This window comes from Rhodocaloribacter litoris (assembly GCF_011682235.2).
Classification (GTDB): domain Bacteria; phylum Bacteroidota; class Rhodothermia; order Rhodothermales; family ISCAR-4553; genus Rhodocaloribacter; species Rhodocaloribacter litoris.
The window spans coordinates 220567-247519 of the sequence record NZ_CP076718.1 but is presented as its reverse complement, the minus strand read 5'-3'; the positions used below and the strand labels follow the sequence as shown (position 1 = coordinate 247519).

General features: G+C 65.5%; 18 protein-coding genes, 2 tRNA genes and 1 pseudogene. 8 read left to right on the top strand and 13 right to left on the bottom strand.

Annotation, left to right across the window (positions count from 1 at the left end):
• Positions 1-50: 50 nt before the first annotated feature.
• Positions 51-509, bottom strand: a complete 459-nt coding sequence (locus tag GQ464_RS00950) for a response regulator (protein ID WP_166975425.1) — start codon at positions 507-509, stop codon at positions 51-53.
• Positions 510-760: 251 nt separating this feature from the next.
• Between GQ464_RS00950 and recG the strand changes: the two genes are divergently transcribed.
• Positions 761-2860: an ATP-dependent DNA helicase RecG gene (recG, locus tag GQ464_RS00945; protein ID WP_166975428.1), complete on the top strand. Its 2100-nt coding sequence runs from the start codon at positions 761-763 to the stop codon at positions 2858-2860.
• Positions 2861-3111: 251 nt separating this feature from the next.
• On the opposite strand, the gene GQ464_RS00940 is transcribed toward recG, so the two are convergent.
• A complete protein-coding gene (locus GQ464_RS00940; protein WP_228350481.1) occupies positions 3112-4971 on the bottom strand; it encodes a DEAD/DEAH box helicase in 1860 nt (619 codons plus the stop codon).
• A 331-nt stretch (positions 4972-5302) separates the two neighbouring features.
• Here GQ464_RS00940 and GQ464_RS00935 point away from each other — a divergent pair, with 331 nt between their 5' ends.
• Positions 5303-5530, top strand: a complete 228-nt coding sequence (locus tag GQ464_RS00935; RefSeq protein ID WP_166975431.1) for a type II toxin-antitoxin system Phd/YefM family antitoxin — start codon at positions 5303-5305, stop codon at positions 5528-5530.
• Positions 5531-5648: 118 nt separating this feature from the next.
• On the opposite strand, the gene GQ464_RS00930 is transcribed toward GQ464_RS00935, so the two are convergent.
• The 3 genes from GQ464_RS00930 to GQ464_RS00920 all read right to left on the bottom strand — a co-directional run bounded on the left by GQ464_RS00930 (position 5649) and on the right by GQ464_RS00920 (position 9996).
• A complete protein-coding gene (locus GQ464_RS00930; protein ID WP_166975434.1) occupies positions 5649-7439 on the bottom strand; it encodes an ATP-binding protein in 1791 nt (596 codons plus the stop codon).
• A 178-nt stretch (positions 7440-7617) separates the two neighbouring features.
• Positions 7618-8697 carry a class I fructose-bisphosphate aldolase gene (locus GQ464_RS00925; protein WP_166975437.1) on the bottom strand — a complete coding sequence of 360 codons (1080 nt, stop codon included), beginning with the start codon at positions 8695-8697 and terminating at the stop codon, positions 7618-7620.
• A gap of 237 nt (positions 8698-8934) precedes the next feature.
• Positions 8935-9996 carry an NAD(P)/FAD-dependent oxidoreductase gene (locus GQ464_RS00920; protein ID WP_166975441.1) on the bottom strand — a complete coding sequence of 354 codons (1062 nt, stop codon included), beginning with the start codon at positions 9994-9996 and terminating at the stop codon, positions 8935-8937.
• Between the two features lie 152 nt (positions 9997-10148).
• On the opposite strand from GQ464_RS00920, the gene GQ464_RS00915 reads away from it, so the two are divergent.
• Positions 10149-10222: transfer RNA gene (locus tag GQ464_RS00915), tRNA-Arg, on the top strand.
• Positions 10223-10431: 209 nt separating this feature from the next.
• Here the strand turns inward: GQ464_RS00915 and GQ464_RS19140 are convergent.
• Positions 10432-10551, bottom strand: a pseudogene (locus tag GQ464_RS19140) (hypothetical protein); the annotation flags it as partial.
• Positions 10552-12084: 1533 nt separating this feature from the next.
• On the opposite strand from GQ464_RS19140, the gene GQ464_RS00905 reads away from it, so the two are divergent.
• From GQ464_RS00905 to GQ464_RS00895, 3 genes are all read left to right on the top strand, one after another.
• Positions 12085-12549, top strand: coding sequence for a cytochrome C (locus GQ464_RS00905; protein WP_166975447.1), 465 nt, complete (start codon positions 12085-12087; stop codon positions 12547-12549).
• Positions 12550-12643: 94 nt separating this feature from the next.
• A complete protein-coding gene (locus tag GQ464_RS00900; RefSeq protein WP_166975450.1) occupies positions 12644-15010 on the top strand; it encodes a CHRD domain-containing protein in 2367 nt (788 codons plus the stop codon).
• 7 nt (positions 15011-15017) lie between these two features.
• Positions 15018-15722 carry a hypothetical protein gene (locus GQ464_RS00895; RefSeq protein WP_166975453.1) on the top strand — a complete coding sequence of 235 codons (705 nt, stop codon included), beginning with the start codon at positions 15018-15020 and terminating at the stop codon, positions 15720-15722.
• A gap of 144 nt (positions 15723-15866) precedes the next feature.
• On the opposite strand, the gene GQ464_RS00890 is transcribed toward GQ464_RS00895, so the two are convergent.
• A tRNA-Val gene (locus tag GQ464_RS00890) sits at positions 15867-15940 on the bottom strand.
• Between the two features lie 232 nt (positions 15941-16172).
• On the opposite strand from GQ464_RS00890, the gene GQ464_RS00885 reads away from it, so the two are divergent.
• A complete protein-coding gene (locus GQ464_RS00885; RefSeq protein ID WP_166975460.1) occupies positions 16173-16613 on the top strand; it encodes a hypothetical protein in 441 nt (146 codons plus the stop codon).
• On the opposite strand, the gene GQ464_RS00880 is transcribed toward GQ464_RS00885, so the two are convergent.
• From GQ464_RS00880 to GQ464_RS00870, 3 genes are all read right to left on the bottom strand, one after another.
• Positions 16591-17289, bottom strand: a complete 699-nt coding sequence (locus GQ464_RS00880) for a DUF4159 domain-containing protein (RefSeq protein WP_166975466.1) — start codon at positions 17287-17289, stop codon at positions 16591-16593. The genes GQ464_RS00885 and GQ464_RS00880 overlap by 23 nt on opposite strands.
• A gap of 61 nt (positions 17290-17350) precedes the next feature.
• The gene (locus GQ464_RS00875; RefSeq protein WP_166975471.1) at positions 17351-18388 is read right to left on the bottom strand and encodes a histone deacetylase family protein; all 1038 of its coding nucleotides are present in this window, start codon (positions 18386-18388) and stop codon (positions 17351-17353) included.
• On the bottom strand, positions 18385-19662 hold the full coding sequence (locus GQ464_RS00870; protein ID WP_228350480.1) for an HD domain-containing protein: 1278 nt from the start codon (positions 19660-19662) through the stop codon (positions 18385-18387). The genes GQ464_RS00875 and GQ464_RS00870 overlap by 4 nt, the downstream gene beginning before the upstream one ends.
• A gap of 84 nt (positions 19663-19746) precedes the next feature.
• On the opposite strand from GQ464_RS00870, the gene GQ464_RS00865 reads away from it, so the two are divergent.
• Complete coding sequence (locus tag GQ464_RS00865) at positions 19747-21204, top strand: polysaccharide deacetylase family protein (RefSeq protein ID WP_166975477.1); 1458 nt, start codon at positions 19747-19749, stop codon at positions 21202-21204.
• 62 nt (positions 21205-21266) lie between these two features.
• Here GQ464_RS00865 and GQ464_RS00860 read toward each other — a convergent pair whose 3' ends face one another.
• The 3 genes from GQ464_RS00860 to GQ464_RS00850 all read right to left on the bottom strand — a co-directional run bounded on the left by GQ464_RS00860 (position 21267) and on the right by GQ464_RS00850 (position 26942).
• Positions 21267-23021 carry a T9SS type A sorting domain-containing protein gene (locus GQ464_RS00860; protein WP_166975482.1) on the bottom strand — a complete coding sequence of 585 codons (1755 nt, stop codon included), beginning with the start codon at positions 23019-23021 and terminating at the stop codon, positions 21267-21269.
• Between the two features lie 17 nt (positions 23022-23038).
• Positions 23039-25645, bottom strand: a complete 2607-nt coding sequence (locus GQ464_RS00855) for a carboxypeptidase regulatory-like domain-containing protein (RefSeq protein ID WP_166975503.1) — start codon at positions 25643-25645, stop codon at positions 23039-23041.
• Positions 25646-25814: 169 nt separating this feature from the next.
• Positions 25815-26942 carry an ISAs1 family transposase gene (locus GQ464_RS00850; RefSeq protein ID WP_166975506.1) on the bottom strand — a complete coding sequence of 376 codons (1128 nt, stop codon included), beginning with the start codon at positions 26940-26942 and terminating at the stop codon, positions 25815-25817.
• Positions 26943-26953: the final 11 nt, after the last annotated feature.

The following is a 26953-nucleotide window of genomic DNA, read 5'->3' as shown; positions in this document are numbered from 1 at the left end:
GGCCGCACGAACGACGTCGCGCGGCCCGGGCAAGCAGATGGCCGTCAGGATCAGGCCTCTTCCGGCCACGAATTCCAGTAATTGCGGTAATATTCGATGATGGTATCACTCGGCCGCACGTGGCGCGAGGGGGTTCCATCCCGGTTCTTTCGGGCTTCGAGCATGCGCTCGATGGCGTTGACGAGCGTCCGGCGAGTGAACGGCTTGGGGACGTACTCGTCGAAGCCCAGTTCGAGCAGCTTCTCCCGGCCCAGGTGTTCGGCATAGGCCGTCACGGCGATCACGGGTATGTCCTCATACCCCTCGATATCCCGGATGGAAAGCATGGCGTCGAGCCCCGTGCGGTCCGTGCCCAGGTGGATGTCCATCAGCACCAGGTCGTACCGGGCGCGTCGGGCCATGATGAGCGCCGTCTCCTCGTCGGAAACCATCCGGAGATGGTAGTCCTTGTCCAGCATGTACTGGAAAAGGCGATGCGTGAAGGGGTTATCCTCCACGATCAGGATCATGGGTTTTTTCTTTTTTCGTGGTTGGCGAGGCATGGGTGAAGTTCTGGTCAATCGGTGCTGGATGGGGGGAAGGTCTTGAAAGGGAAGCTGGATGTCGGCAGGTCTATTTCGGCCAGGGGTAGGGCATCCGGCGTGGGTATCGGCGGGGAGCGGGTGCAGTTAAGCCCGGCGGTACGTTTTCTGATCGGGGCATGGTGGCGGGCCGCGTTCGTATTATATTGGCCCCGTGCGTTCGATCGATCGGTTCTGGCATGGATGACGACGTATTCCAGACTTCGCTGCAGTTCCTGAAGGGGGTGGGGCCGCGCCGCGCCGCCGTGCTCGAGAAGGCCGGTCTGCATACCTTCCACGACCTGCTGCATTTCTACCCCCGCCGCTACCTCGACCGCTCCACCGTCGTCCCCATCCGTCGCCTCGACGACAGCGGGGCGCCGGTGACGGTCGTGGGCACGGTGCGGGCTGCCGGCCTGGTGCCGGGCAAGAACCGCAAGCGGTACGAACTGATCGTGGAGGACGAGAGCGGCGGGCGCCTCACCTGCGTCTGGTTCCAGGGCATCGGCTGGGTGAGCAAGGTGTTCAAGCCCGGCGACCGGGTGGCTTTTCACGGCAAGCCGCAACGCTACGGCAGCCGCTTCTCGATGACCCACCCCGACTTCGACAAGCTCGACGAGGAGGGGCCGGCGCTCGCCACGGGTCGTATCATCGCCCTCTACCCGGGCGGGGCCGCCTTCCAGAAGGCCGGCCTGACGAGCCGCACCTTCCGCCGCGTCATCTACGGCCTGTTCAAGGAGCACGGGCTGAAGCTGCGCGACCCGTTCCCCGCCTGGCTGCGCGAGGCCTACGACCTGATCGACGGGCGCGTGGCGCTGCGGGCCATCCATTTCCCGAAGAGCCAGGGCGAGCTGGCCCGCGCCCGCACCCGGCTCAAGTTCGAAGAACTCTTCTACATCCAGCTCATGCTGGCGCTGACACGGCAGTCGCGCGAGGAGGTGGCCGGACTGCGCTTTGGCCCGCCGGGTGCGTTCGTGCACCGGTTCCTTCACGAGGTGCTGCCGTTCGAGTTGACCAACGCGCAGAAAGAGGCCGTACGCCAGATCGTGGCCGACACGCAGAGCGGGCTCCAGATGAACCGCCTCGTTCAGGGGGACGTGGGCAGCGGCAAGACCGTGGTGGCCATCGCCGCGATGCTGCACGCCCTCGACAACGGCTACCAGAGCGCTTTCATGGCCCCGACGGAGATCCTGGCCGAGCAGCACTATGCCAACCTCCGCAAGTACCTCGACCCGCTGGGTGTGGAGGTGCGGCTGCTCATCGGCGGGCAGCGCAAGGCCCTGCGCGAGGAGATCCTGGCGGACCTGGCCGAGGGCCGCGCCCACATCGCCGTGGGCACGCACGCCGTCATCCAGGAGGGCGTCGCCTTCCACAATCTGGGCATGGCCATCGTGGACGAGCAGCACCGCTTCGGGGTGATGCAGCGGGCCGAGCTGTTCCGCAAGGGCGAGCGGCCCCACATGCTGCTCATGACCGCCACCCCCATCCCGCGCTCGCTCGCCATGACCCTCTACGGCGACCTCGACGTGACGCTCATCAAGGAGCGCCCCGCCGGCCGTAAGCCCATCCAGACCTGGCTCCGCTCGGAGAAACGCCGGGGCGAGGTGTATGATTTCATCCGCCGGCAGCTCCGCGAGGGGCGGCAGTGCTACGTCGTCTACCCGCTGGTGGAGGAGAGCGAGAAGCTGGACCTGAAGGACGCCGAGTCGGGCTATGAGAAGCTGAAGGCCGAGTTCCGGCCCTACAAGGTGGACCTCATCCACGGGCGCATGTTGCCCTACGAGAAGGACGAGGCCATGGAGCGCTTCAAGCGCGGCGAGACGGACATCCTGGTGGCCACGACCGTCATCGAGGTAGGCGTGGACGTACCCAACGCCACGGTGATGGTTATCGAGCACGCCGAGCGCTTCGGGCTGAGCCAGCTCCACCAGCTGCGCGGCCGCGTCGGGCGCGGCGGCGAGCAGAGCTACTGCATCCTCATGGCCGACTACAAACGCTCCGCCGAGGCCGAAGCCCGCCTCAACGCCATGGTGCAGACCGACGACGGCTTCGCCATCAGCGAGATGGACCTGAAGCTGCGCGGCGCAGGCGACTTCTTCGGCACGCGCCAGAGCGGTTTGCCTGACCTGAAGATCGCCGACATCACGCAGGACCAGGAGCTCCTGATGCAGGCCCGTGAGGCCGCCTTCGAGCTCGTCCGCCGCGACCCCCACCTGCGCGACCCCGCGCACGCGGACATCCGCGCGCACTACGAGGCCCATTACGCCCCGCTCCGTGACGGCTTCGCCCGCGTGGGGTGAGGCGGTGTGGCATCGTGCCCGGCGATTTTGGCCCCTCGGCCGTCCCGGGCTGAAGCCCGCGGCTACGTGGTCGGGTGTGGGCCGCTCCGTGACGGCTTCGCCCGCGTGGGGTGAGGCGGTGTGGCGTCGTGCCCGGCGATTTTGGCCTCTCGGCCGTCCCAGGCTGAAGCCCGCGGCTACGTGGTCGGGTGTGGGCCGCTCCGTGACGGCTTCGCCCGCGTGGGATGAGGGCGTGCGTTCGGGGGGACAGGTCAGAGCAGCCGCCGGGCGCGCAGGCAGCGTTCGAGCCAGCGGCGTTTCTTCTCCAGTTCGTCCAGGCTGAGGTCGCCCTGGCCGCGGTGGAGGTGCTGCTTGGCGCGGGCGTGGATGGCGCGGATGGGCACCGGGCGGCCGGCGGCGGTGAGGACGTGGTGTAGCTCGGCGGCGAGGTCCGCACAGGCCTTGCGGAGGGCCTTCTCGCGGGCCTGTACGTCCACGGCGTGCGAGGCGGCCTCGCGGCGGGGCGGGGCGGCGTGCAGCTCGCGCAGGTACAGGGCGCTCCGCTCCCCCGAGCCGGGGAACAGCTCCAGGCTGTGCGACTTGATGCGCTGGTGTTCAACGTGCTTCAGCTCCCACCGGCTCGTCTCCAAGGCCTCGCGGGCCGGCGGGGCCTCGCGGGCCTCCCGCTCGCGCCGTCGCCGCACGCCCAGTTGCTCCTCCGATGTGATCCATTCGAGCACCGAGACCACCTCCGAGTCGTCCGCGGCGAAGATGTCGCACACGTTGGCCTCCTCGTCGAACCCGTCGAAGTAGCGCATCCCGCGGAAGACCTGCTGGAGCGTCTTCGAGACGGCGCGCACGAGGTCGGCCTTGACGATGACGCTGATGGGTTTGATGTCCGTGCCCTCGCCGATCATGTCCACCTGCACCATCACGTCGAGGCGGCCTTCGCGGTAGTCGTCGAGGCGGGCCTGGCAGGTGGCGGCGGGGAGGTCCTGTCCGATGCGGTCGGCGGCGTACTGCGGGAAGCGGGCGCGGACGAAGTCGAGGATGGCGGCGGCGTGCCGGTTGCTCATGGCGATGATGAGCATCTGGTGGTTGCGGAACGGCCCGCGGGCGGCCCGCCCCGTACGGGTGAGCACCTCGCGCAGCCGCCGGCGCTTCTCGGCGAAGACGTCGAAGGCGGGTTTGAGAAGCGACTCCAGGTACACCTCGTGGAAGCGCAGCTTACGCCGGGCCAGGTACGTGTCGATCTCGCGGCTGGACTGCCCGAGCTCGCGCATGCCCGAGAGGGACAGCTCCACCTCCTCGCCCGTGTCGCCGCGCACCATCTTCAGCCGGTAGTCCACCACGTGGGCGCGGACGCGCTTGAGGATGCCGCCCTCCTCGTGGGCGTCGCGCATGGTGACCTCGTGGAGGGCCACGTAGTACTCGTGCTCGTCGTCGCCCGGGGCCATGGGGACGCCGAAGAGGGTCTTGTTGTCCGACCGCATGGGCGTGCCCGAGAGGGCCACGCTGCACACGTGTGGGAACGCCGCGATCTTCTCGGCCCAGAGGCCGTCCTCGGCCAGGTGGTGTACTTCGTCGAAGACGAACATGCAGGGGGCCGAGGCGCAGTACTGCTTCAGGGCTTTGTGCCCCCCGCGCCCGCTGGCGTACTGGTACGTGGTGATGATGATCTGCGTCTTCAGGTTCTTGAGGAAGACGCGCTCGGAGTCGGCCACGCAGAAGGTGAAGGGTGGGGCGCCGAGGTTGCGGAAGAGGCGGCCGAGGGCCTCGCCGTCGGCGTACTGGTCGCGGAGGTTGCCGCGGGGGACGAACACGACGAGCTTGCGGGCGATGTCCAGGGCGTGCGCCACCACGAACGAGGCCAGGGCGGTGATCGTCTTGCCGTAGCCGGGCACGAAGACGCCCAGGTGGTTCATCTCGCCCCGCGCGAAGGCGGCGGCGAGCTTTTCGAGGAAGGCCTGCTGCCCGCGCCGGAAGCGGAAACCGTTCCGGAGCGAGATGCCGGGCAGGGTGGACGGGTTGTCGGAGAGGGAAGGGCTGTTCGGGGGGGAAGGGGTCGTGCTCGTCTCGCGCTCCATAACCTCATACTGCTCGGGTACGACAGGGGCCCGAACATACGACATCGCGCAGACCTGTGCCAGCGCTCCGGCGCCTGAAATTTTCCGTCGTGCGACAACCGGCCACAGGATCGTACATGAACCATCTCATGCGCGATTCCATGCGATTCTTGCGAAGGATACCCGCACGAAGATCATCACGCCTCCTCCGAGAAGATTGTGTCAATATGTTGGAGAAAATGTTGATTTCGTTGTCGCCGATACCAAAAAAATGTGCGGTTGAAGGAGAAGGCAGAAACATATTGGATTGTGAGCGCTTAGTTGTGTAGATTTCGACAGGGTACAACCCTTCAGGCCGTAAGGCGTATCCCCATAACAACCCTAACCCCATACGCACATGTACAGCACCAAAGGAATCGAGGCGGTCGCGACCATCACCGAGTTGCGCTCCAAGACCTCCGATCTCGTCGAGCATGCCAAGACAATTGATCGTGGTATTCTGATCCAGAAGAACAACGAGCCTTACGCTGTTCTGATCAGTTATGATCTTTATCTGAAGCTGCTGGCGGCCAGTGAGGCCGCGGCGCGGAAACGCAACAAAGGTGGCGGTGGAAGCGGGTCGTGACCTGCGATGCCGAACGCATCATCCGGCTTTGTTCGAAGCATAAAAGGGCGGGTTTCCGATAGAGGAGATTCCGCCCTTTTTGCCTTGCTGTTTTGTGCGGTGCCGGTCCGCGGGAGGCTCAAATCAGCCGTTTGATCGCTTCGATGCGCTGCACGATGGCCTCCCGGTCCATGTCCCGGAAGGCCTCCGGCAGCAGGGCGCGGCTGGTGCATTCGAGGACGGCCACCAGGTTTTGCAGCTCCACTTCGAGCGGGTAGGTCGGCGGGATGAAATCGTCGACCGTTTCCTGCAGGATTTCGCGGGTGACCCGGCCGTCGCCGGCGGCGGCGCGAAACTTGGCGCGGGTCAGCAGGGCTTCCATGTCGGCCCCGCTGAAGGTGCGTTCGCCGTTGAGCAGCGTCTCGGGCACCTGGTCCATGGGCAGTTCGACGCCGGTGCGGCGCATCATCACGCGGAGCAGTTCTTCGCGCGCCGCGCGGTTGGAGGGGTAGAAGAGGGCCAGGTGTTCCTCGGCCCGTCCCTGGCGTTTCAGGTCGACGGGCATCAGGTCCGGGCGGGCGGTGACCAGGAAGAAGATGATGCGCCCGCGGTGCCGGGGGTTGCTCATGAACGAGGCGATCTGCCCGAAGACGCGCTTCGAGACGCCCGAGTCGCCCTCGACGTCCCGGTCGCCGAGGGCTGCGTCGGCCTCGTCGATCATCACGGCCACGGGGGTCATGGCCTCCAGCAACGTCAGGATCTTCTCCAGGTTGCCCTCGGTCTGCCCCTGCCACATCGAGCGGAAGTTTTTCAGCTTGACCATCGGGATGCCGATCTCGCCGGCGAAGCACGTGATCATGAACGTCTTGCCGGTGCCCACGGGCCCGGAGACCAGGTAGCCCATCGGCATCACGTCCGGACGGCCGTTCTTGAGCGCCCGGGCAGCCTGGCGCAGGTGGGCCTTGGCCTCGTCGTGCCCGGCGACCATGTCCAGGTTCCAGTCCGTCTCGATGAACTCGAGCATCCCGTACGCCTCGGCCTCAATGAATTCCTTCTTCAGCCGCGAGAGCAGGTCGAACGTCAGCTCCGACCGGTTCTCGAGCACGTCGGCCAGGATGGTGCGGAGCTGGATGAAGTTGAGGCCGGCCGTGTGCTGGGCCAGCGCCCGGGGGCTGACCTCCGAGTGCTGCCTGAAGGCTTCTTCCCGCCCCTGCACGTACCATTCGACGAACGTCCGGCGGGCCGGCTCGTCGGGAATAGGGATCTGGATCTCGGCGGTGTACGGGCTCTGGACGAGCTGCTGGTTGAGTTGCGTCAGGTTCTCGGTGACGAGGACGATCGTGAAGTCACTTTCGAGGAAGAGGGCATCGTGCGACCATTTCTGGAGGAAGACGAGCGCGTTCCGGTCTTCGGCCGAGTACATGGAGGCTTCGGCCATCGGCACGATCGTCTCCGCGTAGTCGATCACGCAGGCGATGCGTTTGCCGTCGGCCAGGCGCAGGCGGAAGTAGTTTTCGAGCACCGAGAAGACGCGCACCGGGTCTTTCGGGAGCTTCCGGGCGTACTCGGTGCCGAAGATGGTGTCGTAGCCCGAGAGCGCCCGGTTGAAGTCCTGCTGTGATGCCTTGTCGGCGAAGTGGATGCCGCTGGAACGGTCATAGAACAGGACGATGTCCCGGGCGGCGAAAAGCTCGTCCTTGAGAAATTGCCGCAGGGACACGTAGGTGCGGCGGCCCTGCGTGTCGACCGTCGGGACGAGGTCCCGGACGTTCCCGTAGAGGATGAACTGGGTGAGGGTTTTGGTGAAGTACTTCCGGGCGAACTCCCGCGCCCATTCCGGATAGTGGGCCGTGTATTTTTCCAGCAGGTCGGCCGGTGCGGCGGCCGGGGCGGGGGGCGTCGCGTCGCCGGGAGGCAGGTGGTCGGGCATCGCTCGGTGTGGCCGGTTTGGGTGAGGGGAAAACGGGGCGGGGCCGGGGCGCCGCCGTCTGGTAGAATGCCGGGAGGTGAGAGAAGGTTCGGGGGGCGTCCGGCCGGGTTCCAAAAAAGCGGGGCGCCTGCCGGTGTTGGCCTGCGCCCCGCTGTTGGCCGGACAGCCGCGCTGCGTCTCAGGCGATGGTGACCTCTTTGTTCAGGTAGACGTCCTGGATGGCGTGGAGGATCTCGACGCCTTCCTTCATGGGGCGCTGGAAGGCTTTGCGGCCCGAGATCAGCCCCATGCCGCCGGCCCGCTTGTTGATGACCGCCGTCTTGACGGCCTGTTGCAGGTCGTTCTTGCCCGAGGCGCCGCCCGAGTTGATCAGCCCCACCCGGCCCATGTAGCCGTTAGCCACCTGATAGCGGGTCAGGTCGATGGGGTGGTCGGTCGTGAGCTCGGTGTAGATGCGCTCGTCGAGCTTGCCGTAGCTGGAGCTGCCCGTGTTGAGGGCCTTGTAGCCGCCGTTCTGGGTGGGCTGTTTCTGCTTGAGGATGTCGGCCTCGATGGTGGCGCCGAGGTGGTTGGCCTGGCCCGTCAGGTCGGCGCTCGTTTCATGGTTGACGCCGTTGACCTTGAAGGCGTTGTTGCGCAGGTAGCACCAGAGGATCGTCGCCATGCCGAGTTCGTGCGCGTGCGCGAACGCCTCGGAGACCTCCTGGATCTGCCGGTTCGATTCCGGCGAGCCGAAATAGATCGTGGCGCCGACGGCCACGCATCCCATGTTCCATGCCTCCTCCACCCGTGCGAACATGATCTGGTCATACGTGTTCGGGTAGGTCAGCAGCTCATTGTGGTTGAACTTGAGGATGAAGGGGATTTTGTGGGCATACTTGCGGGCGACGGCACCGAGCACCCCGTACGTCGAGGCGACGGCGTTGCAACCGCCCTCGATGGCGAGCCGGACGATGTTCTCCGGGTCGAAGTAGATGGGGTTCTTGGCGAAGGAGGCGCCGGCCGCGTGTTCGATGCCCTGGTCGACGGGCAGGATCGAGAGGTAGCCGGTGCCGGCGAGCCGGCCGTGGTTGAAAAGCGTCTGGAGCGACCGCAGGACCTGCGGCGAGCGGTCGGAGCCGAGCCAGACACGGTCGATGAAGTCCGGGCCGGGCAGGTGCAGCTGTTCCTTGGGGATCGTGGTGCACTTGTGGTCGAGCAGGTAGCTCGCCTCGTCGCCGAGGATGTCGGCGATGTAGGATGTGGTGACTTCTGCCATGGTTCTATACCTCCGGAGTCGATGAGTGCGGAAGGGGATGGCGAGCGCCGTCGCGGGGCGGGCATGCCGGGGCACCGCCGTCCGTCGGAGGCATGCACCGTAGGGGAAGACGGCGAGGGCGCACCGAACAAGGTATAAAAAAAGTATCCCATCCTCACCCCGTTCGTCAAAATTAAACAATCCGGAAGCGCTTTTCCATGGTAAAAAGAGGGATTTTGAATTTTGCTTCCCGGTCGCTCACAGGTTTTCCGGGACGCGAAGCTCGGCCGGAATCGCTTCCGGTCCGGCAAGGTGGCGGGCGATCCAGGGCGCCATCAGCAACCCCTTCGATCCGAGGCCGGTGAAGACCCACAGCCGCGGGTGAGCGGGGAGGGGGCCGAGGAGCGGGAGCCGGCGGCCGGGCACGGTCACGCGCACGCCCGCCGTCGCCGAGACGGGTTGGGCCTGTCGGAGGAGGGGCAGCATCCGGACGGCCCGGGCCAGGAGCCGGCGGGACGTTTCGTCCGAGGGCCGGCGGTCGAGGAACCGGTGTTCGTAGGAGCTGCCGACGACGAGGGTGTCGGACTCGACGACCACGTACCCGTTGCCGGAGAGCGAAGGCAGGGCGCCGAGGTCGCCGTGGCCGGGGAGCCTCACCCGCACCGTCTGTCCCTTGACGCCGTGCAGCGGCAGTCCCGCCAGGGCCGGGAAGCGGGTGTAGTCGGCACCGGGGGCCAGGAGGAGCCGCCCGGTGCGGCAGCGCGTCCGGTCGCTGTCGTGTTCGAGGATGGCTTCGACGTACCGGGCCGTCTCGCGCCAGCCGGTGAGCCGGGTGCCGGTCCGGACGACGGTGCCACGCCGCTGCGCCGCGGCCAGCATGGCCTCGACGAAGGCGGGTACCGGCACAGCCCCGCCGGCGTGGACGTACAGGGCGCCGTGCGGTGCCTGCACCGGCGGGAACAGGGCGCGCACCTCGGCCGGCGTGCACCACGATCCCAGATGGGGATGGGCCCGTGCGGCCTCCCGGAAGCAGGCGGCCTGGTCGGGGTCGGTTGCCGGGCGCAGCAGGCCGGGACGAAACAGCCCGGCGGCGCCGGCCAGCGCCAGGGTGGCATGCAGGGCTTCGAGGGCCTGCTCAGCCTGCCAGGGGCGCCGGGCCCGCCGGCCCATGAGCGGGTTGACCAGCCCGGCTGCCGCGCCAGAGGCCCCCGCGGCCGGCCGTTCCGCCTCCACCAGGAGCACCCGCTCGGTCCGGCTCAGGTGGAGCGCCGCCGCCGCACCCGCCAGCCCGCCTCCCACGATGATCGTGTCGTAGTCCATCCTCGGAAAGAGGTTCAACCGCAGCCTGCAACCCTCCAAGATAGGCCGTCCGGGCGAAGGATACTTTGCAACGATTCTTCACTTGCACCCGTGCCGGCCACACGCCTATTTTGGGACCTCCCGCACGCGCTGTGCGTTGAAACCGCTGTCTTGTGCCCGTAGCTCAGCTGGATAGAGCGTCTGACTACGGATCAGAAGGTCGGGGGTTCGAATCCTCCCGGGCACGCTTCGAACGACGCCCCGGAACCCGCCAGAGTCGTGGTTCCGGGGCGTCTTTGCTTGCAGGGGTACGGGAGCGACGCACACCGGGTTCAGGGGAGCTGAAGGAGTCTGAGGGTGAGGGCGCTCCGCGAGTTCAGTCCCAGCTTGGCGAAAATCTGTTCGGTGTGGTGCCGTGTGGGGGCTGATGGAGAGGCGCCCGGCAAGGGCGTCGTTGGAGAGGCCTTCGGCCAGCAGGAGGGCGACCTCGGCCTCCCGTTTCGTCAGCCCGAACCGCTCGCGCAGGGTATCGACGGAGGGCAGCACCGGGGCGGTCTCGGCCGTAACGGAGATCATGACGGCGCCGTCCTGTCCGAAGGGGCTGGCTGCCAGGAGCGTCCCCCGCAGGCGGTACCGCGTCTTACGGGTTCTGACCGGCTGCTGTGCGAGGGCGAAGGGGTCTTCGCCGCGGGACCTCCGCCCGAAGCCCAGTTCACACAACCGGCGGGCCATCCGGCACAACGCACCGAGCAGGTGCTCTTGCTCGGGATCGGAGACGAGCAGGAACACGAGCGCGGGGTTGCGGTGCAGTTCCCGGCCATCCACGCTGAAGATGATGAGCGGTTCCGTCAGCACGTCGAGGGCGGTGCGCTGGGCGTCGAGCCTGGCGAGCGTGTCGAGGCCGGCCTTGAAGGCGGGAAGCAACATGCGGAGGAGCGGGAGCTTCTGGCCGGGCTCCACACGGCGGTAGAAGTTGTGAACGGCGAGAGTCGTGCTGCCCCGGCACAACGGCACGAACAGGGCGTGGGTGTCGTCCAGGCCGTTTGGCCTTAGCACCTCGCGGCAGAACCGGTTATTCCAGGCCGCACCGGTGCCGCCCAGGAGGTGATCCGCCACATGCATGTCCCACACCTCGACCTGCTGCCGCACGAGGAGGCGGTAGAACCTGTCCAGGATCGGATCGGGCGAGCGTCCCCGTTCTGACCACGTGGCGCTGAGGTAGCGGTCTGCAGCCTGCGCGACGTGCTCGTCGAGATTATAGACCTGCACCACCCGGGCATGCCCCGGCATCGTGAAGGCGCCGGTTTGTGCGCCGAGGGCCTCGCACACGACGCGCATCGCCTCATGACGCCAGGCCTCCACACTGGGAACCGCAAGGGGGCTGAGCAGCGCATGGGAGGCCCGCTCCAGACGGGCCAGGTCGGCACCCGAGATCATCAAGCTCATGGCAGTGTACCTGCAAGAAGCGTGGTGCCACAGGCAGGTACTGCATGAAGCGCTCGTTCTCCGGAGCTGGCCGGTGGGAGGCCGGCACGTATGTGAACCTCGCGGAGGAAATAGGCTGCACTCGCCAGTGAGGGGTACACTGCGTCCTGCCGGGACAATGGCCTGAGTGTACGTTCGCTCCCTGGTTTTGCCAATAGGTGCGCGGCTCGGCCAGACGAATTCACGTTTTTCGGTGAGGTTGGCGAGCAAGGGAAGCCCGCCGGCTTCAAGGATTCTATGGGGAAAGGAACGGCCCGGGCGGTACCGGCGCCGGGCGACGTCAAAAATAGGAAGATCGTCCCATGTGGACGAACGGGTTGCCGTCCTATCATGGGTCCGGCTTCGGGGCGTTCCCTGCGCGATAACCTGCCGGGGCGCCTACCATGTGCCAGAAGGCACCGTGCCTGCACCCCGGGGTGACTTGTCCTGCCGGGACGCACCCCGGGACTGCGGCGCGCCTCAAAGAGATACTGCCAGCATGCTGGACCCCGGGGTGTCCTGACCATGAAAACGACTCTTCGATGCATGGCACCATGGCGGATTGCAGCTTTTCTCCTAGCCGGTGGCGTCGCGCTCGCCTCGGCCGGTTGCGATCGGGGGCGCGCCGGCGTCTCGGAGGGAAGCATGCCCCGCGTCCTCGCGGCCGATCCGGTCTCGGCGGGTCGCTACCTTGTCACGGTCGGTGCGTGCAATGACTGCCACACGCCCGGCTGGGAGGAGGGCGGGCAGGTGCCCGAGGCCGACTGGCTCGTCGGCTCCCCCATCGGGTGGCGCGGGCCATGGGGCACGACGTATCCGTCGAATCTCCGGCTGATCGTGCAGTCACTCTCCGAGGACGCTTTCGTCCAGGTCCTTCGCACGCGAAAAGAGCGGCCGCCGATGCCGTGGATGAACGTGAACGCGCTCTCCGAGGCCGACGCCCGCGCCATCTACCGCTTCATCCATGCGCTCGGACCCAGGGGGGAACCCATGCCCGCGGCCGTTGCCCCGGGCGAGAAGCCCGCCACGCCCTACTTCGACTTCACGCCGCAGCAGATGGAACGGCTTCCGGTCGGGACTTCCCCCGGCACTGCCACGCAGAGGCCGTAGTTCTCCGGCGTGTTCAGCCCTGCGTGGCCATCACGGGACGGGGACGCCATGTCTTGCTCATCCGTCACGTCGCAACTCAATGGAAAACATCAATATGTTACGACTTGTCCTTCCGGGCTTTCTGGTGCTGTCTGGCGGTGCGGGTGCTCTGGCTCAGGAGGCCAGGCGGGTAGAGGCACTACCTGCCGCAGAGATCGTCGCCCTCGCTGCCGGTACGGATCGGCTCTACGCCGCCACCTTCAGCCGGGTCTACACCAGCCTCGACGGCGGAGAGAGCTGGGAGGCGGCTGCCAGCCTGCCGGTGGACGCGCAGGATCACGGCGTGTATGCGCTGCTCGCCCATGAAACGAACCTCTTTGCCGGAACCCTGGGTAGCGGTGTTTTCGTCAGTTCCGATGGCGGGGCCTCGTGGTCGAGCCCGGGGAGTGGGCTCACAGGACTGGCCCGGCGCGTCTTGTCCCTTGCGGTGCGCGGTGACAGCCTCTACGCCGGTACCGATGCCGGCGTTTACGTGCTCAACCTGCAACAACCGGCCGTCTGGCAGGACTTCAGCCAGGGGCTGGGCGCATCCTCGGTACGCACCCTCGCCACGAGTGGGCGCGCGCTCGTGGCCGGCGCGGGGGGAAGCGGGCAAGTGTGGGTACGGTCGTCCGGTGCAGGCACCTGGACGAGCATCCCGCTGGGCCCGCAGCCGCATGCCATCGCATACACCCTGCTGCCGTCCGGCTCCTTTCTGCTGGCCGGCACCTCCGACGGGATCTATCGGAGCTCCCTGCGTGGAGACGGCTGGGTGCACCTGCAGGGGGCTTTTCCGCAGGGGGCCGACGTGCTGGCGCTGGCCGCCTGCGGCGCGCGCCTGTATGCCGGAGTCCAGCACCAGGGCTATGCCCTCTATTCCTCCGACGACCACGGCGCCACCTGGGTGCTCCGGAACCAGATCCCCGCCTCCTTGCTCACATTGCTCGGTCGCCCGGACCGGTTGTGGGTGGGGCGGGGCGATGGGCTCTGGTACTATGACCTGAGCAGCACGACGCCCCTCTTTCAGGCTTCGTTCGTGGAGGAGGAGCAGGGTCAGCCTGTCCTCAAAGGAGGGGCATCGGCCACGCTGAGCGGCCACGCCCTCCATCTCGTCGTCTTCTTCTCTGCACTACGCCATCCCTGGGCCCGGATCGACCTGTACGAGGGTATCCCGGAGCAGGGGGGGACCCTCATCCAGAACCTGGCGCTGGCCGTGCCGGCGCCGGCGGCCCACAGCGGAGGTGTGGAGGCCACCGTTGCGCTCACCGAAGCACAGATACAGGCCCTGCACGCGGGGCGGTTCTACCTTCATCTCAGCACGATCGAGCCGTCCGTTCGCCTCGGCGGGCCGGTGCAGGTGCTGCCGGTCGTGGCTCCTGTGCTCGCCGGGACGGAGCTCTCGGAGCGCTGGCAAGGGCTGCTCCTCGCGCGCGGCAGCATGCTGGCTACGCTGGAAAAGGACCGGCTGCGCCTGGCCGGTTTCTTCTCTGGCCTGCGTGCGCCATGGAGCCAGGTCGATCTCTATCGTGGCGTGCCCGGCCTTCCGGGTGAACACGTTAAGAATCTCCTCCTCAACTTTTCCGGGGATCCCGGAACGGACATGGGGTTCAACCGAACCCTCACGCTTACGGAGGGCCAGGTACAGGATCTGCTCGATGGACTGCTCTACCTTGCGGTGCAGACGCTGCGGCCGGACGGAGAGGTTCGTGGACAGCTCCTGTCCCACCCCAACCGTGCTCCCGGCACGTCCCGGATCCTGACGCCCCCCGGCGGGAACACGATCCTCATCGGCGGTACGGAGGCCGGTGATCCGGTGGATCCGGACACGCCTCTTGCCACGATCTCCCTGGCACCGGCGGATGATCCGGACGGCCACCGCGTGGTTTACCTCTGGCAGGCTTCGCGGGACCCGGCCTTCGGTCCCTCCACGACGACCACCGTCGAACTGGGCGTGGACAGCCTGAACCTTCCGCTCACGGTAGCCGGCCTTGCGGCGGTGTTTGAGGCGGCCTGGAGCGGTCATACACCCCCGTTGCACACCCCGGTTGCATTCTACCATCGTGCGGTCACGTCGGACGGTGCCCGCTTCAGCTATGGCGAGGCGGTGACGCTCACACTCGTGCGGGGCACGATCACGGCGGATGAGCCTTTGGCGGACCTACCTCGCCGCTTCGTACTCCACGGCAACTATCCGAACCCCTTCTATCCGGCGACCACCGTCGTGTTTGACCTGCCGGCCGCCGCCGAGGTAACGGTCGAGGTCTTCAACCTGCTCGGACAGCGGGTGCTCACCGTGCCGGCGGGCCTGCTGGCGGCAGGTCCCTCGCACCGTGTGCAGGTCGATGCCGCGGCACTGCCCTCCGGCAGCTATCTCTATCGCCTCGTCATGCAGCGCGGGGACACGGTGCAGGTGGCGCGGGGAAAGATGTCACTTGTCAGATGAACGCACGATGAAACAGACCTGGACGATGGCGCTGAGCCTCGTCGTGTTCCTGGTCGGCTGCCAGGCGGCCCATATGCCCGTTCCCGAGGCGCTGTCTACGGCCGGGCGCCTTCCCGTGCAGGGCCGGCAGGGCTGGAAGATAAAGGAACACCTGCGTTTTGGATCTTACGAGGCGCGCGACATCGACCGCTCGTGGGTTCGCGGGGGAGATCTGGTCGTGAACGCACTGGAGTTGAACCGGCGGAAGCAGCACTATAGCTTCACCCTTCGCAAAGGCGCCGCGGACCACTGGCACGTTGCCTGCGAGGTACTGCTGCGCCGGGGCATGGTCGATGCGGAGGTCGTCGACGTGGTCTTTGCCGACCGTTCCGAACTGGCCTGTACCCTGGATGCGATTGACCGGGAGGCTGCCCGCTGGACGCTGGCTCTGGCCGGGGAATACGCGCGTCCCCTGGAAGGAAGCCTCGTAAGCGGCGGTACGGAACTGGGCATCTATGGCACGAGCGCGCTGAAGGGTGGGCTGCCCGCCGGTACCACGACGGGCTATGAGATCGTCCGGGCCGGGCGCCCGGTGGCCGCGGTGGAGGTGATAAGCGAGGGAGCGGTCTGGCTACCGGAGACCGCCATGGAAGGGCGCGACCTGTTTGCTGCCGTGGCGACAGCCTTGCTGCTACTGGAAGACCTGCGGGCACACTTGCCCGGGGAATCGTAGGCCGGGGCTCGCCGCACATAACCGGAAGGGCCGCCTTCGCTACAGGCGAGGCGACCCTTACAATCGACCGGAAAAAAACCGGGTTTTTGTCGCACCTGTATTTCTATAAGTGCGGCGTTTCCAGGTGCTTGTGGCAAATCTCTGTGGGTCCTAGTGGATTCGAACCACCGACCTCTACGATGTCAACGTAGCGCTCTAACCAGCTGAGCTAAGGACCCGTTTTTCTGAGGGACGCGAAATATATCACTTCGTTCCCGCGCGTGTCAACCCCTGTACGCACGGGATCGCCGGAGGATCACGTCATGCCGGTCAAAAGGGGACTACACAGGCTGTTTCACAGGAAATTGAACGGACCGGCACCACCTCCGAGAAGAGGTCGGGATGGTTTAAGCACAGCCGTTTGCAGGCCGATATCGAAGCAAAGCGCATTTCCACACGAGGAGATCGGCCATGAAGTATGAGCTGGTGGTGGCGGGCGTCCCGAGGACCCGCGGACCGAAGTACCGTTCGCGACCGCGGCACGCGGACCGGGGTGATGTGCTGGCCTGCCGGCCCGGCAGTCTTCCCGTCGTGCAGGTGGATGCACCGGTGACGCCGGGAGTCGACCGGGCGTTGCAGGAGGCGGCCCGGCAGGCCTTCGAGGCGGGGCATGATCTTCGGGCGATCTGCCGGGCGGTCTTTTACCGGGCCCACCAGTGCGGTCTGGCGGCAGCGATCAAGGTGCGCCGGGATGCCTCCGGAGCTGCTGCAGTCCGGCTGCAGGTCGATCTGACGCCGCTTTCCGCCCAGCAGGGACGTTTCCGTTTCCGCTGTGGCCCGCCGGTTCGGGAGAACCTGCTGCACACGGCCCGCGTGCCGGTGCCGGCCGTCAGTGGGTCAGCGCATACATGATAAAGTTGATCGCCATCTGAAAGCTGACCGTCGAGGCGTCTTCCTGGTTGCGATCCGGCCATTCCCAGCCGTCGCCGATGTCCTGGTTGTAGCAGATCACACACAGCATCCGCCCGTCGTCGTCGAAGATGGCATAGTACCGGTCCTGGTAGCGGTGGAAGCCGGGTTTGGTGGAGGCGGCCTCCACCGGATCGATGTCGAAGTAGATCCGCCAGATGGGATGATCCGGGGCGAGCTCGACCGGCTCATGGTCCGGAAAGACCTGTTTGATGTTCCGGTAAAAATTATTCCATTCGTGACGGGGGCGACCCGGCCAGTCGTGGAAGTCGTCGATGATCATGAAGCCGCCGCGGGCGAAGTATTTGCGCAGGTTTTCCACCTCGGCGTCGTTGGTCTGCCAGTAGCCGGGTTCGCAGAGGTAGAGGACGGGGTAGTCGAAGATCCGGGGGTCGTCGAGCGTGAGCACCAGCGGGGGGCCTTCGAGGGTGATCCGGGTGGTGCGGCGGATGGCCTCGTAGAGGTTCAACTCGGCCGTGGGGTAATCATAGGCCCAGGTGGCGGCGCGGGCGTAGGGAACGGTCTGGTACCGGATACGGACGAACCGGAAGCCCGGCTCGAAGCCGGGGGGAGGCCCGGCGGCCGGGACGAACAGGAGCAGCAGGAGGAGGCTACGCATAGGGGACCGTGGAAAGCAGCGGTGTGTTTTCCAACGGCCCGGGGCGACGGCAGGTTGCAGCTCAACCGGCGCGGGTGACGGCGTGGAAGCCCGCCAGGTCGTCGAGGAGGCGGTCCACGTCGGCCTCGGGGAAGGGGGCCGGGCCGAAGGGGTCCTCGGTCTCGGCGTCCGGATCTTCGAGGCGGGCCAGTGTGGCGCGGACGCTGTGCGCGAGCACTTCCGTGTCGTACCCGCCTTCGAGCACAGCCACGAGCCGCCCGTCGCAGCAGGCGTCGGCCCATTCGAGGGTATGGCGCACCAGGTCGGCGAAGCCGGTCACGCTCAGGTGGAGCCCTCCGATGGGGTCGCGCCAGTGTGCGTCGTAGCCGGCGGAGACGAAGATCATCTCGGGGCGGAACCGCAGCACGCGGGGCGTGAGGATGCGCCGAAAGGCCGTGCGGAAGGCATCGTCGCCCGTGCCGGCGGGGAAGGGCAGGTTGATCGTGGCGCCGCGCCCGCGCCCGTCGCCCGTCTCGTCCGCCGCGCCGGTGCCGGGATAGAACGGGTACTGGTGCGTGCTGATGAAGAGCACGTTCGGGTCCTCGTAGAAGACCTCCTGGGTGCCGTTGCCGTGGTGCACGTCGAAGTCGAGGACGACGAAGCGCTCGGCGCCGAACTCGGCCCGGGCCCAGCGAACGGCGAGGGCCACGTTGGCGAGCAGGCAGAAGCCCATGGCGGCGCCGGGCCGGGCGTGGTGGCCGGGAGGCCGGACGGCCGCGAAGCCGTTGTCCGCCTCGCCTTCGATGACGGCCCGCGTGACGCCGAGCACGGCCCCGAGCGCCCGGAGGGCGACGTCGAGGCTCTCGGGCGTGACGTACGTGTCCGGATCCAGGCGGCCGCCCTGCGACACCGCCGTCTCCAGTCGCCGGAGATAGTCGTCCGTGTGCACGAGCCGCGCCGTGTCCGGGTCGGCCGCGACGGGCTCGGCCCGGTGCAGGCGGTCCCACAGCGGGTCGTCCCGCAGGAGCGACAGGATGGCGTCGAGCCGGGCCGGGCGCTCGGGGTGACCTTCCTCGGCATGGGCTTCGTGGCCGGGGTTGTGGGCGAAGGCGGTTCTCATGGCGTGAGTGTCACCTCTTTGGGATAGCAGACGTAGGGCTTTTCTTCGTACCGGGTCAGGGCGGAGACGGCGGCGGTGTCGGTTGTGCGGGAGAGTTCGCGGACGGTGCCGTGCCGGTCGAGCACGCGGATGGATTCGGCCTCACCCTCGTCGTAGGCGTAGTGCCGCGAGGTGTCGGTGGCGAGGTAGAAGGCGGCGTCTTCGGGAGCGCCGGCCGCGGTGGACCGGCCCGAACGGACGAGCCAGGCGGCGATGGCGTCGCGCCAGCGGGCCTGTTGCGCCTCCGAAGGCGGGGCGTCGAGGAAGGTGACGCGGAAGAAGTCGCGGTCGACGAAGCGGCGGCACAGGTCGGCCAGGACGGGGTCTGTGTGGTGCCGCCACTGCTTCAGGCTGAAGAGGATGTCGGTGTCGTCGAGGGCGGTGTAGGCGGTGCGCACGTCGTCCCGGGCCAGGTCGTCGGCGGTGAGGTGGTTCCGGAGGAAGAACAGGAAGGCCGGGGCGGTGCCGCGGGCCACATCGCCGGTGCCGTTCTGGAGGTGGTGGCGGACGCGCCGCAGGATGGCCCGCAGCAAGTGATCCCCGGCCAGGACGGTCTTGTGCAGGTAGACCTGCCAGTACATCAGCCGCCGTGCGATGAGGAAGTTCTCGACGGCATACGTCCCCTTGGCCTCGATGACGATCCGCGACCCGGGCCCGCCCTCGGGCGGGTGCACGCGCATCGTCTTGATGATCCGGTCGACGCCCACCTTGCCTTCGACGACGCCGGTGTAGAAAGAGTCTCGGCGGAGGTAGTCGAGCCGGTCCATGTCGAGCTGGCTGGCGATGAGCTGGTGGAAGAAGGGACGTTCGTAGGTATCGTCGAAGAGGGCGATGGTGCGGTCGAGGGCGCCGTCGAAGCGTTCGTTCAGGTGGGCCAGCATCACCCGGCTCATCTTCTCGTGATGAAAGCCGGCGATGAGTTCGTTCTCGAGGGTGTGGGAGAAGGGGCCGTGGCCCAGGTCGTGCAGCAGGGCGGCGGCCAGGGCCGCGGTGTGTTCTTCGGGCGTGATGGGGGTGCCCTTGTCCTGGAGGGTCGCCAGGGCGTCCTGCATCAGGGCCATGGCGCCGAGGGCGTGGCCGAAGCGGGTATGCTCGGCGCCGGGGAAGACCAGGTAGCCCACGCCGAGCTGCCGGATCCGGCGCAGCCGTTGCACTTCGGGGGTCTGGATCAGGTCGAGGATCAGCCCGCGCGGTACGGAGATGAAGCCGTGTACCGGATCGGAAAATATCTTCAATTGTCGCGTGCGGATTTCGGATTGCGGGAGCCGGTTCGTATGCTCTGGACGCCCCAATGTACGCAATGCCCGGCCAAGCACGCCATGAGGAACGCCGAGGAAGCCGTCCCTTTGCCCGGAGCGGTCCGTCCGAAAGCGGTACTGCCCTGTTGCCTGGAGGTGCCGCCGCGTTTCGAGGCGAAGGCGTGGTATGCGCTGCGGATGCTGCTGTTGCCGCTGGGACTGGCCCCGGAGCGCGTGGGCCGGTCGGTGTTGCCGGAGCCGGGGCTGTACTACGGCCCGGGACCGGAGGGCCTGCCGGAGCGCGTGGTGGCGTTGCCGCTGCGGGAGGCCACCGTGGCTTTTTTCGAGGCCCGGGTGCCGTATCACGCCGGCGAGGTGCGGTGGATGGAGGGCCGGGACGCGCATGACCGCTGGCCCGTGCTTTTCGGCGGGGAGCGTGTGGCCGGGCACGACCTCATCGCCTCGGCGTTCTTCTGGCTCTCGGGCTGGCAGGAGCACACCGTCCGTACCTGCGACCGCCACGGCCGCTTTCCGTGGGAGGCCTCGCTCCAGCGCCGGCTGGGCACCACGATCCGCCCGCCCGTCGACGCCTACCGCGAAGCGCTGGCCGAACGGCTGCTCGCTGCCGGTGTGCCGGTGCACCCGCGCCGCTGGGCCGGGCACGCCTGGGCCTTCTGCCCCACGCACGACGTCGACTACCTGCGCAAGTGGCGGCCGGGGATGGTCTGGCGCGAGGTCGTCCATCACCTGGCCCTGAACCGCCGGCACGAATCGCCCGGCACCCGCCTGCGTCGTTTCGGCCGTTTCCTGGCCGACCTCGTTCGCCCGGGTGACGTCTTCCGCCGGGCCTTCGAGCGGATGCCCGCCGAGACGGCCCGGCGCGGCGGCACGGCGACGTTCTTCCTCAAGACGGGCGCTCACGGCCCGCACGACGTGCCCTACGACTGGGACGGCGCCTACGTCCGGGCACGGGTGCAGGCGCTGGAAGCAGGCGGCTTCGAGGTGGGCCTGCACCCGAGCTATCACGCCTTCGACCATCCGGGCTACCTGCGGGAAGAGTACGACCGGCTGGCGCGTCTCACCGCCGCGCCGCCCGTCTCCGTGCGCACGCACTACCTGCGCTTCGACCCGGTCGTGACGCCCCGTCTGCTGGCGGCCGCCGGCTTCCGGATCGACTCGACGCTCGGGTTTGCCGGCCACGAGGGCTTTCGTCACGGCACCTGCCTGCCGTTCCAGCTCTACGACGTCGCGGCCGACCGCCCGCTCGACCTGTGGGAGATGCCGCTGGCGTTCATGGAGTCGGTCCTGTTCAACCGGCGGGGCCTCGACGGGGAGCAGGCGCTGGCCGTCACGCATGACCTCCTGGCGACGTGCCGCCGCTTCGGCGGGGTGGCCGTCGGGCTGTGGCACAACACCCTCTGGGACGAACTCGACTTCCCCGGCTGGGGGGACCACTTCACCGCCACGCTCGATGAGGCCGCCACACAGGGCGCGTACATAGCCTCCCTCCGCGACGCCCTGGCTGCTTTCTGTGCGTGAAGGAAGCACCTCGTCTTGAACGCGTCAAGCGTTCAGGTGCAGCGGGGGGACGGCGTCTGGCTTCAGCGCCGGAGAACCATACCCCGCGTTTGCCGGCCGGCGGGTGTCTCTAGCCGGTAGAAGTAAACACCTCCCGGTAAGCGTTCTGCCGTGAAGGATACCTCGTGGTGCCCGGCGGGGAGGAAGCCGTCAAGGAGCGTGGCCACCTCCCGGCCCAGCACGTCGTAAATGCGCAGGGTGACGCTTGAGGCCGCCGGCAACGTGAAGTGTAACGAGGTGGAGGAGGTGAACGGGTTCGGGTGGTTCGGCTCCAGCCTCATAGTTTCGGAGACCGGGTGTGCTGTTTCCGCCTCGAGCACCGTCGATTTAGTGTACTTTGCCACGAAAAAGTCGAAACGGCCCCTGGCTTCGCGCACTTCGGTGCCCAGGCGAAGAGTCCCTTCGAACTCGCCGGTCACGTACAGGTTGCCCACCGGGTCGGTGGCAAGGGCATAGACCCGTTGCGTTTCCTCGCCGGGCACGTGCAGGGTCCAGATCAGGTGACCCGCCGGGTCATAGCCGGCCACGAAGCCGTCTAGCTCATCCGCCTGCAGCTCTTGCTTCGAAAGGGTAGTTGTGTCGAGTTCGAGGTGCAGGGCGTCGAAGCTGCCCCCGACGTAGACGCGGCCTTCGGTGTCGGTCTCGAGCGCCCAGATGAACTCGTTGCCGTCGCCACGGAACTGTTGTACCCAGTCCAGGTTGCCCTCGGGATCGTACTTTGTCAGGAAGGCCCCGCCGAAGCCTGGATCCTGCAGGAGCGAGTCGCCCACCAGGGCCGTCGTCGTGCCGCCCACGTCGCGCATGAACCAGGCCAGGAACAGGTTCTCCGCCGGATCGACGGCGGCGCGCAAGAGCCCGACGTTCCCCTCGACCTGCAAGTCCTGCCGGGTGCGGACCCAGCGGAGCGTACCGGTGGCATCGTAGCCGGCCACGGCCCAGCTGCCCGTTTCCATGGTGTAGGCACCCGGGCGACCGGCGTTGAAGACGGTGCCCGCCGTAAAGAAGCCACCGAGGTAGACATTGCCGGAAGGGCTGACGGCGAAGATGCCTCTGGGCCAGGGAAAGATGCCGGCCATGGCGTCGAAGCCGGAGCCCTCGAGGTGTTCGTACCAGCGCAGGTTGCCGTCGGCGTCGAAGCTTAGCAGCAGGACGTCGATGTCGGTGCTGGTGAGGGTATCGGTCCCGAGTACGAGCGAGCCGCGGAATTCGCCGGCAGCGTAGAGGTTGTCTTCCTGGTCGATGCCCAGGCCTTTGAGGTAGACGGGGGCTATGTTGGGATTCGTCACCTGGGTCGAGTCGCCCATGGGGTGAGACCACAGCAGGGTGCCGTCGCTGGCGTATTTGCTTAGCACGACGCCCCCTTCGGTCCACATGTTTGTGTCGAAGGCAAAGTGATATCCTTCACTGGTGTAGATGGCGCCATCGGTTCCGGCTGCAACGTGGAACGCGCACGGACGGTCAGGAAAAGTTGTCCCGGTCCTGGCCCATTGAAGGTTTCCGGTCGGGTCATAGCCGGCGATGAAGCTGCCGGAGCTATCCGGGGAGAGTGTAAACGTGTCGAAATACGAGATCGCGTTGATGCCGCCGGCCACGTACGCGACGCCCGGTAGAGCAGCAGAGATGCCGTAGGGACGAACAACTCCGCCGAAGCCGTCCTGGTCGATCGCCCAGGCTTGATGAAGCCATTCCGGTGTGTTCTGTGCCTTGGTGACCTGACCGGGACAAAACCCCGGCCCGAGCACGAGCACGATCGTGAGTGCTGGCAGGAATCGTTTCATAACCTTTTACCTCCATCCTACTTCACGAACAGCATCGTGCCCGAGAATTGCTGGTCTTTCGTCACGAGCCGGTATAAATACGGCCCACTGGGCAGGTTCTCCGCCTTAAAGAAGGCTTCATATTGACCTGGTTTCTGGCGTCGATTGACCAGCAAGGCCACTTCCCGGCCCAGCATGTCGTAGACGGCAAGATGTACGTGGGTCGCCGAGGCCAGGGTGTACCGGATGGTCGTATACGGGCTGAAGGGGTTGGGATAAGCACCTTCCAGAAGCGTGGCGACTGGCACGTCGGGCGTTACGGGATCCGCCTGGTGGATGTCCGCATCGAGGGTTTGCCCGGAAACGGCTACGCTGGCTTGTGGACCACACGGGTTATAGTACCGGATCGGAGAGAAATCTTCGAGGGCATCTTTGTAAACTCGGATTCGGTACTCATAATCATTTGAACCAGTACGGCAGAAAATGTGCTGGTCCGTGAAGCTTGTCGCGTCAGCTGCCAGGCTGGCTACTGCGCTCCAGGTGCCGCCGTTGAGACGGCGTTGCACGTCGTAGCCGTTTTCCAGCGAAGAGCGATCGTTCCAGGAGAGGTGCACATCGCCTCCTGAACCACTTAAGGCAAAGAGTGACGAGGGAGCCAGTGGCGGCAGGATGAGCCGCTCAACAAAGCGTTGCTCAATCACAGCGCGGTTTGCTCCGCCGTTGAGCATGTCGTCGGCAACATACATGCGTTCACCGAAGCTACTGAAGCTCTGTGGTTGTGGGGCAATCTGCAGGGCTAGGAAGGCCAATTCGTCGGCGGCAGATCCGATATCGGTTCGGACACGCCAGACGGCTCCACTGATGATCCGTCCCCGGCTGTGCGGGCTTCCTCCGCATGGCCATTCGCCATCGAAATCATTCATGGTACAGTCGTTCCAGAGAAACCGCACGACTACCCCTTCACCCGGAGGAAAGGAAGGATCGTTGGCCAGATCCACAGGACCTCCGTATGTGGCATTTCCGGTACGAGAACAGGTGAAATAGTCGGCAAACCCCTCGTCCATCGCCGCCGCTTCTTCCGCATCATAGTCCGGATCTCCGCCGGAAAAAAGCCAAGAGATCATGTTTCCATTATAGAGTTCATAGATTATATTGTGCATGTATTCATGGTGTGCCACCTCGCTCGACAGTGCATAGTGTCGTCGGAGATAAATTTCTTGCCACCAAGGCCGCGTCGATCCTCCGTTTTCATTCTTCGGTATAGTTTGATATACATACACCTGTCGAACGGGAAGCCCATCCATCCCCGTGTATCCGAGCGTGTTCCGTACGTATTCATGCTGCACCTTTATCTGGTGGACGGCGTTGAGTCCCATGGCTGTGGTGGACTGGTCTACGTCCCCATCGTCTCCCCATCCCCAATCATAATTCAGCTGAACGGCACCGCTTACGTTGATGGTAAAGCTTTTCTCTTTTTTGGAAGTAGACACACCGCTGTTGATGCGGGCTTGGTCGTTTTCGATGAAAAACGTCACCGTGTGGGAGCCACTGTCAAGACCGGAGAAAGCGTAAAAGCCGTTCGTATCGGCGTAGGTGGTCCGGGTTGCACCGGTCGCATTGTTTTTTATCTGTACCTTGGCTCCTTTGAAAGGCCGGTTGTAGCGACGAATGAGCGGAGTGTAAATGTCGTCCGGGGTATCGTAGTAATTGAGCGTAACCGTTCCTGCTACGCTGCCGGAGCTCCGGCCGTCTCCATTTTCGAGTATTCCGGTCTTCAGCGGCAGGGCAAACGGTGGAACCAAAAGGGTGTGTTTGTCGGAATCCAGGGGACTGTCATCGGGCACGGAGGAGACCATGCTCACTGTTGGACTGTGGGTATTAAAGCTGGGTTCGACGTGCAAAAAGTTATCACGCTCGCGCAATACTGTACCCTGGTGTGCATCCACGAGGAACGACTTGCTTACCGGTGTTGCGCGTGTGAAGTCTTCCAACACGAGTTTCCAGGCAAGCTTGTACTCGTAACGTCCCTGAGCCGGTCCGGCCAGAATTACGAGTTGCTGCTTATTCAGTTCGCCGTCCCGGTCAAGTCCGGCGTGATTTCGGGCCAATTGGGCCGCACTCGATGCCCCGAGCGAGGGGGTGGTGTTCAACGCAAGATCCGGATAGGCCTGAACACCCAGTGCAAAGAGACGTCCTTCCCGGGTGATTGTGAGCCCGATCTGTGAACCGATCACCGGCAAGCCCTTATATTCCTGGCTGTAGGTGATGAACCAGAACCGCCCATCCGTCGAGATTGTCGGTTCCGAGAGCCTGTCCGGATCGACCTTGAGTAAAGTTTGATGTGCCTGCAGGAAAGCGCGCGTTTTCCGCACGACAGCCTCCGGAGTGATCAGAACTTCGGGAACTCCCAGGTTGAAGTCGATCGAATCCAAACTGATGACCCAGGAAGGAGTGCCGGTAGCTTCGTCAACACGCGCAGCTATCTCTTTATCGTTGAAAACAAGATAACGAGCGACTTTGTTTACACTATCTTCCTGGGTGGAGGGAATTTGTGCGTGGATCGCCGTAGCGGGATAAAGGAGCCATAAGGAAAGGACCAGACGATGAAGGCGCCATTGAGCAGCGGTCAGAATGAAGTACTTCATCGGTATACCTTCTGCAGAGGATGAATTGAATGAAAAAACAATCCTCTGCGCTGAAGCGGGGTAGGTCGCGTGTAAGATTGGCCCAATCTCTGAATCCGCTGCAAAACAAAGATAAACAAATTTTTTGGCCAGGCAAGGGGAAAATCGTTTCCTACAGGGCCACCTCATCTTAACCGGTGAGGATCTTCTCAAGAAAGCGGTTGTCCCAACCGGCTCGCTTGCGCTTGCCCTTGAGACTGCCCTTGCTCGGCTCACGACGGATCAGATTCAGCGTCAATCGACGCAGCAACGACATGTTCGCCGCCCCGTGATCCTTCCGTATCCGACTGCCGTCCTCGCCAAAACTCACATCCAAGACCCAGTGCACGCGGTTCTCTATGCCCCAGTGGCCACGTACCGCCGCTAACAGAGACGCGGCATCGGCGGGCGCACTGGCGATGTAGTAACGGCGATCGAGACGCTCTTCTGTGCCCACGATACGACGGGACTCCACCAGCACCAACGTCCGTAGACCTGCCCAGCGATCCTGGTGCCGCAGCCACGCCACATCCCCGACGGCCCAGCACCGGCGCACTTCGATGCGCCCGTGACCGCCATCGGTGTGTTCGACGCGGCGTGTACGCGCCGCATAGTCGTGGGCAATACCCTGGAATTGCGTCGCTTGCGCCTCCTCGAAGAACGTGCGCACGTCCTCGTAGAGCGTCGGATGATTGCTCTTGAGGGCCAGGACGTACTGCCCCCCTTGATCGGTGATCTGCCGGGCAATCTCCCGCTGCGTCCCCATCGCATCGATCGTTACGAGACACCCGCTCAGTTCCAGGGCCGAGAGCAAGGCTGGGATGGCCGTGATCTCGTTTGACTTCTGATCGACCCGCTCCTGGGCCATGATCAGCCCGTTGGCCGAGGCCCAGGCACTGACCATGCAAAGGGCGGCTTTCTCGTCCTGGGCGTCATAGGATCCCCGCAGGGTTTTGCCATCGATGCAGATGAGTTCACCGGTGGTCCCTTCGACTACCGAGGCGACCCAGTGCCGGAAACAGGTCTCGAAGGCCTCCGGGTTGATGCGCGAGATGACGCGTCGGAACGTGTCGTCTGAGGGCAGGCCATGGGGCAATTCGAGGTAGCCTCGGAGCCAGTCTTCTTTGGCGTGGGCGAAGGCTTCGATGTCTTTCCATCCATCGGCCCCACAGATGGCGGCGCAGATGGTAATGAAGAGGATGTCATTGAATGGGTGGAGTTTAAAGCGATCCCATCGAGGATCTTCGAGATCTTGGAAGTAGGCAAGGAGCGGAGCCATAGTTCGGAGCC

Coding starts and splice junctions, on each gene's coding strand:
- GQ464_RS00925 (WP_166975437.1), bottom strand. CDS start 8,697: ATGGCAGAAGTCACCACATCCTACATCGCCGACATCCTCGGCGACGAG.
- GQ464_RS00935 (WP_166975431.1), top strand. CDS start 5,303: ATGTACAGCACCAAAGGAATCGAGGCGGTCGCGACCATCACCGAGTTG.
- GQ464_RS00880 (WP_166975466.1), bottom strand. CDS start 17,289: ATGCGTAGCCTCCTCCTGCTGCTCCTGTTCGTCCCGGCCGCCGGGCCT.
- GQ464_RS00920 (WP_166975441.1), bottom strand. CDS start 9,996: ATGGACTACGACACGATCATCGTGGGAGGCGGGCTGGCGGGTGCGGCG.
- GQ464_RS00895 (WP_166975453.1), top strand. CDS start 15,018: ATGAAACAGACCTGGACGATGGCGCTGAGCCTCGTCGTGTTCCTGGTC.
- GQ464_RS00885 (WP_166975460.1), top strand. CDS start 16,173: ATGAAGTATGAGCTGGTGGTGGCGGGCGTCCCGAGGACCCGCGGACCG.
- GQ464_RS00900 (WP_166975450.1), top strand. CDS start 12,644: ATGTTACGACTTGTCCTTCCGGGCTTTCTGGTGCTGTCTGGCGGTGCG.
- GQ464_RS00875 (WP_166975471.1), bottom strand. CDS start 18,388: ATGAGAACCGCCTTCGCCCACAACCCCGGCCACGAAGCCCATGCCGAG.
- GQ464_RS00950 (WP_166975425.1), bottom strand. CDS start 509: ATGATCCTGATCGTGGAGGATAACCCCTTCACGCATCGCCTTTTCCAG.
- GQ464_RS00865 (WP_166975477.1), top strand. CDS start 19,747: ATGAGGAACGCCGAGGAAGCCGTCCCTTTGCCCGGAGCGGTCCGTCCG.
- GQ464_RS00930 (WP_166975434.1), bottom strand. CDS start 7,439: ATGCCCGACCACCTGCCTCCCGGCGACGCGACGCCCCCCGCCCCGGCC.
- GQ464_RS00860 (WP_166975482.1), bottom strand. CDS start 23,021: ATGAAACGATTCCTGCCAGCACTCACGATCGTGCTCGTGCTCGGGCCG.
- GQ464_RS00905 (WP_166975447.1), top strand. CDS start 12,085: ATGCCCCGCGTCCTCGCGGCCGATCCGGTCTCGGCGGGTCGCTACCTT.
- GQ464_RS00940 (WP_228350481.1), bottom strand. CDS start 4,971: ATGTCGTATGTTCGGGCCCCTGTCGTACCCGAGCAGTATGAGGTTATG.
- GQ464_RS00855 (WP_166975503.1), bottom strand. CDS start 25,645: ATGAAGTACTTCATTCTGACCGCTGCTCAATGGCGCCTTCATCGTCTG.
- recG (WP_166975428.1), top strand. CDS start 761: ATGGATGACGACGTATTCCAGACTTCGCTGCAGTTCCTGAAGGGGGTG.
- GQ464_RS00850 (WP_166975506.1), bottom strand. CDS start 26,942: ATGGCTCCGCTCCTTGCCTACTTCCAAGATCTCGAAGATCCTCGATGG.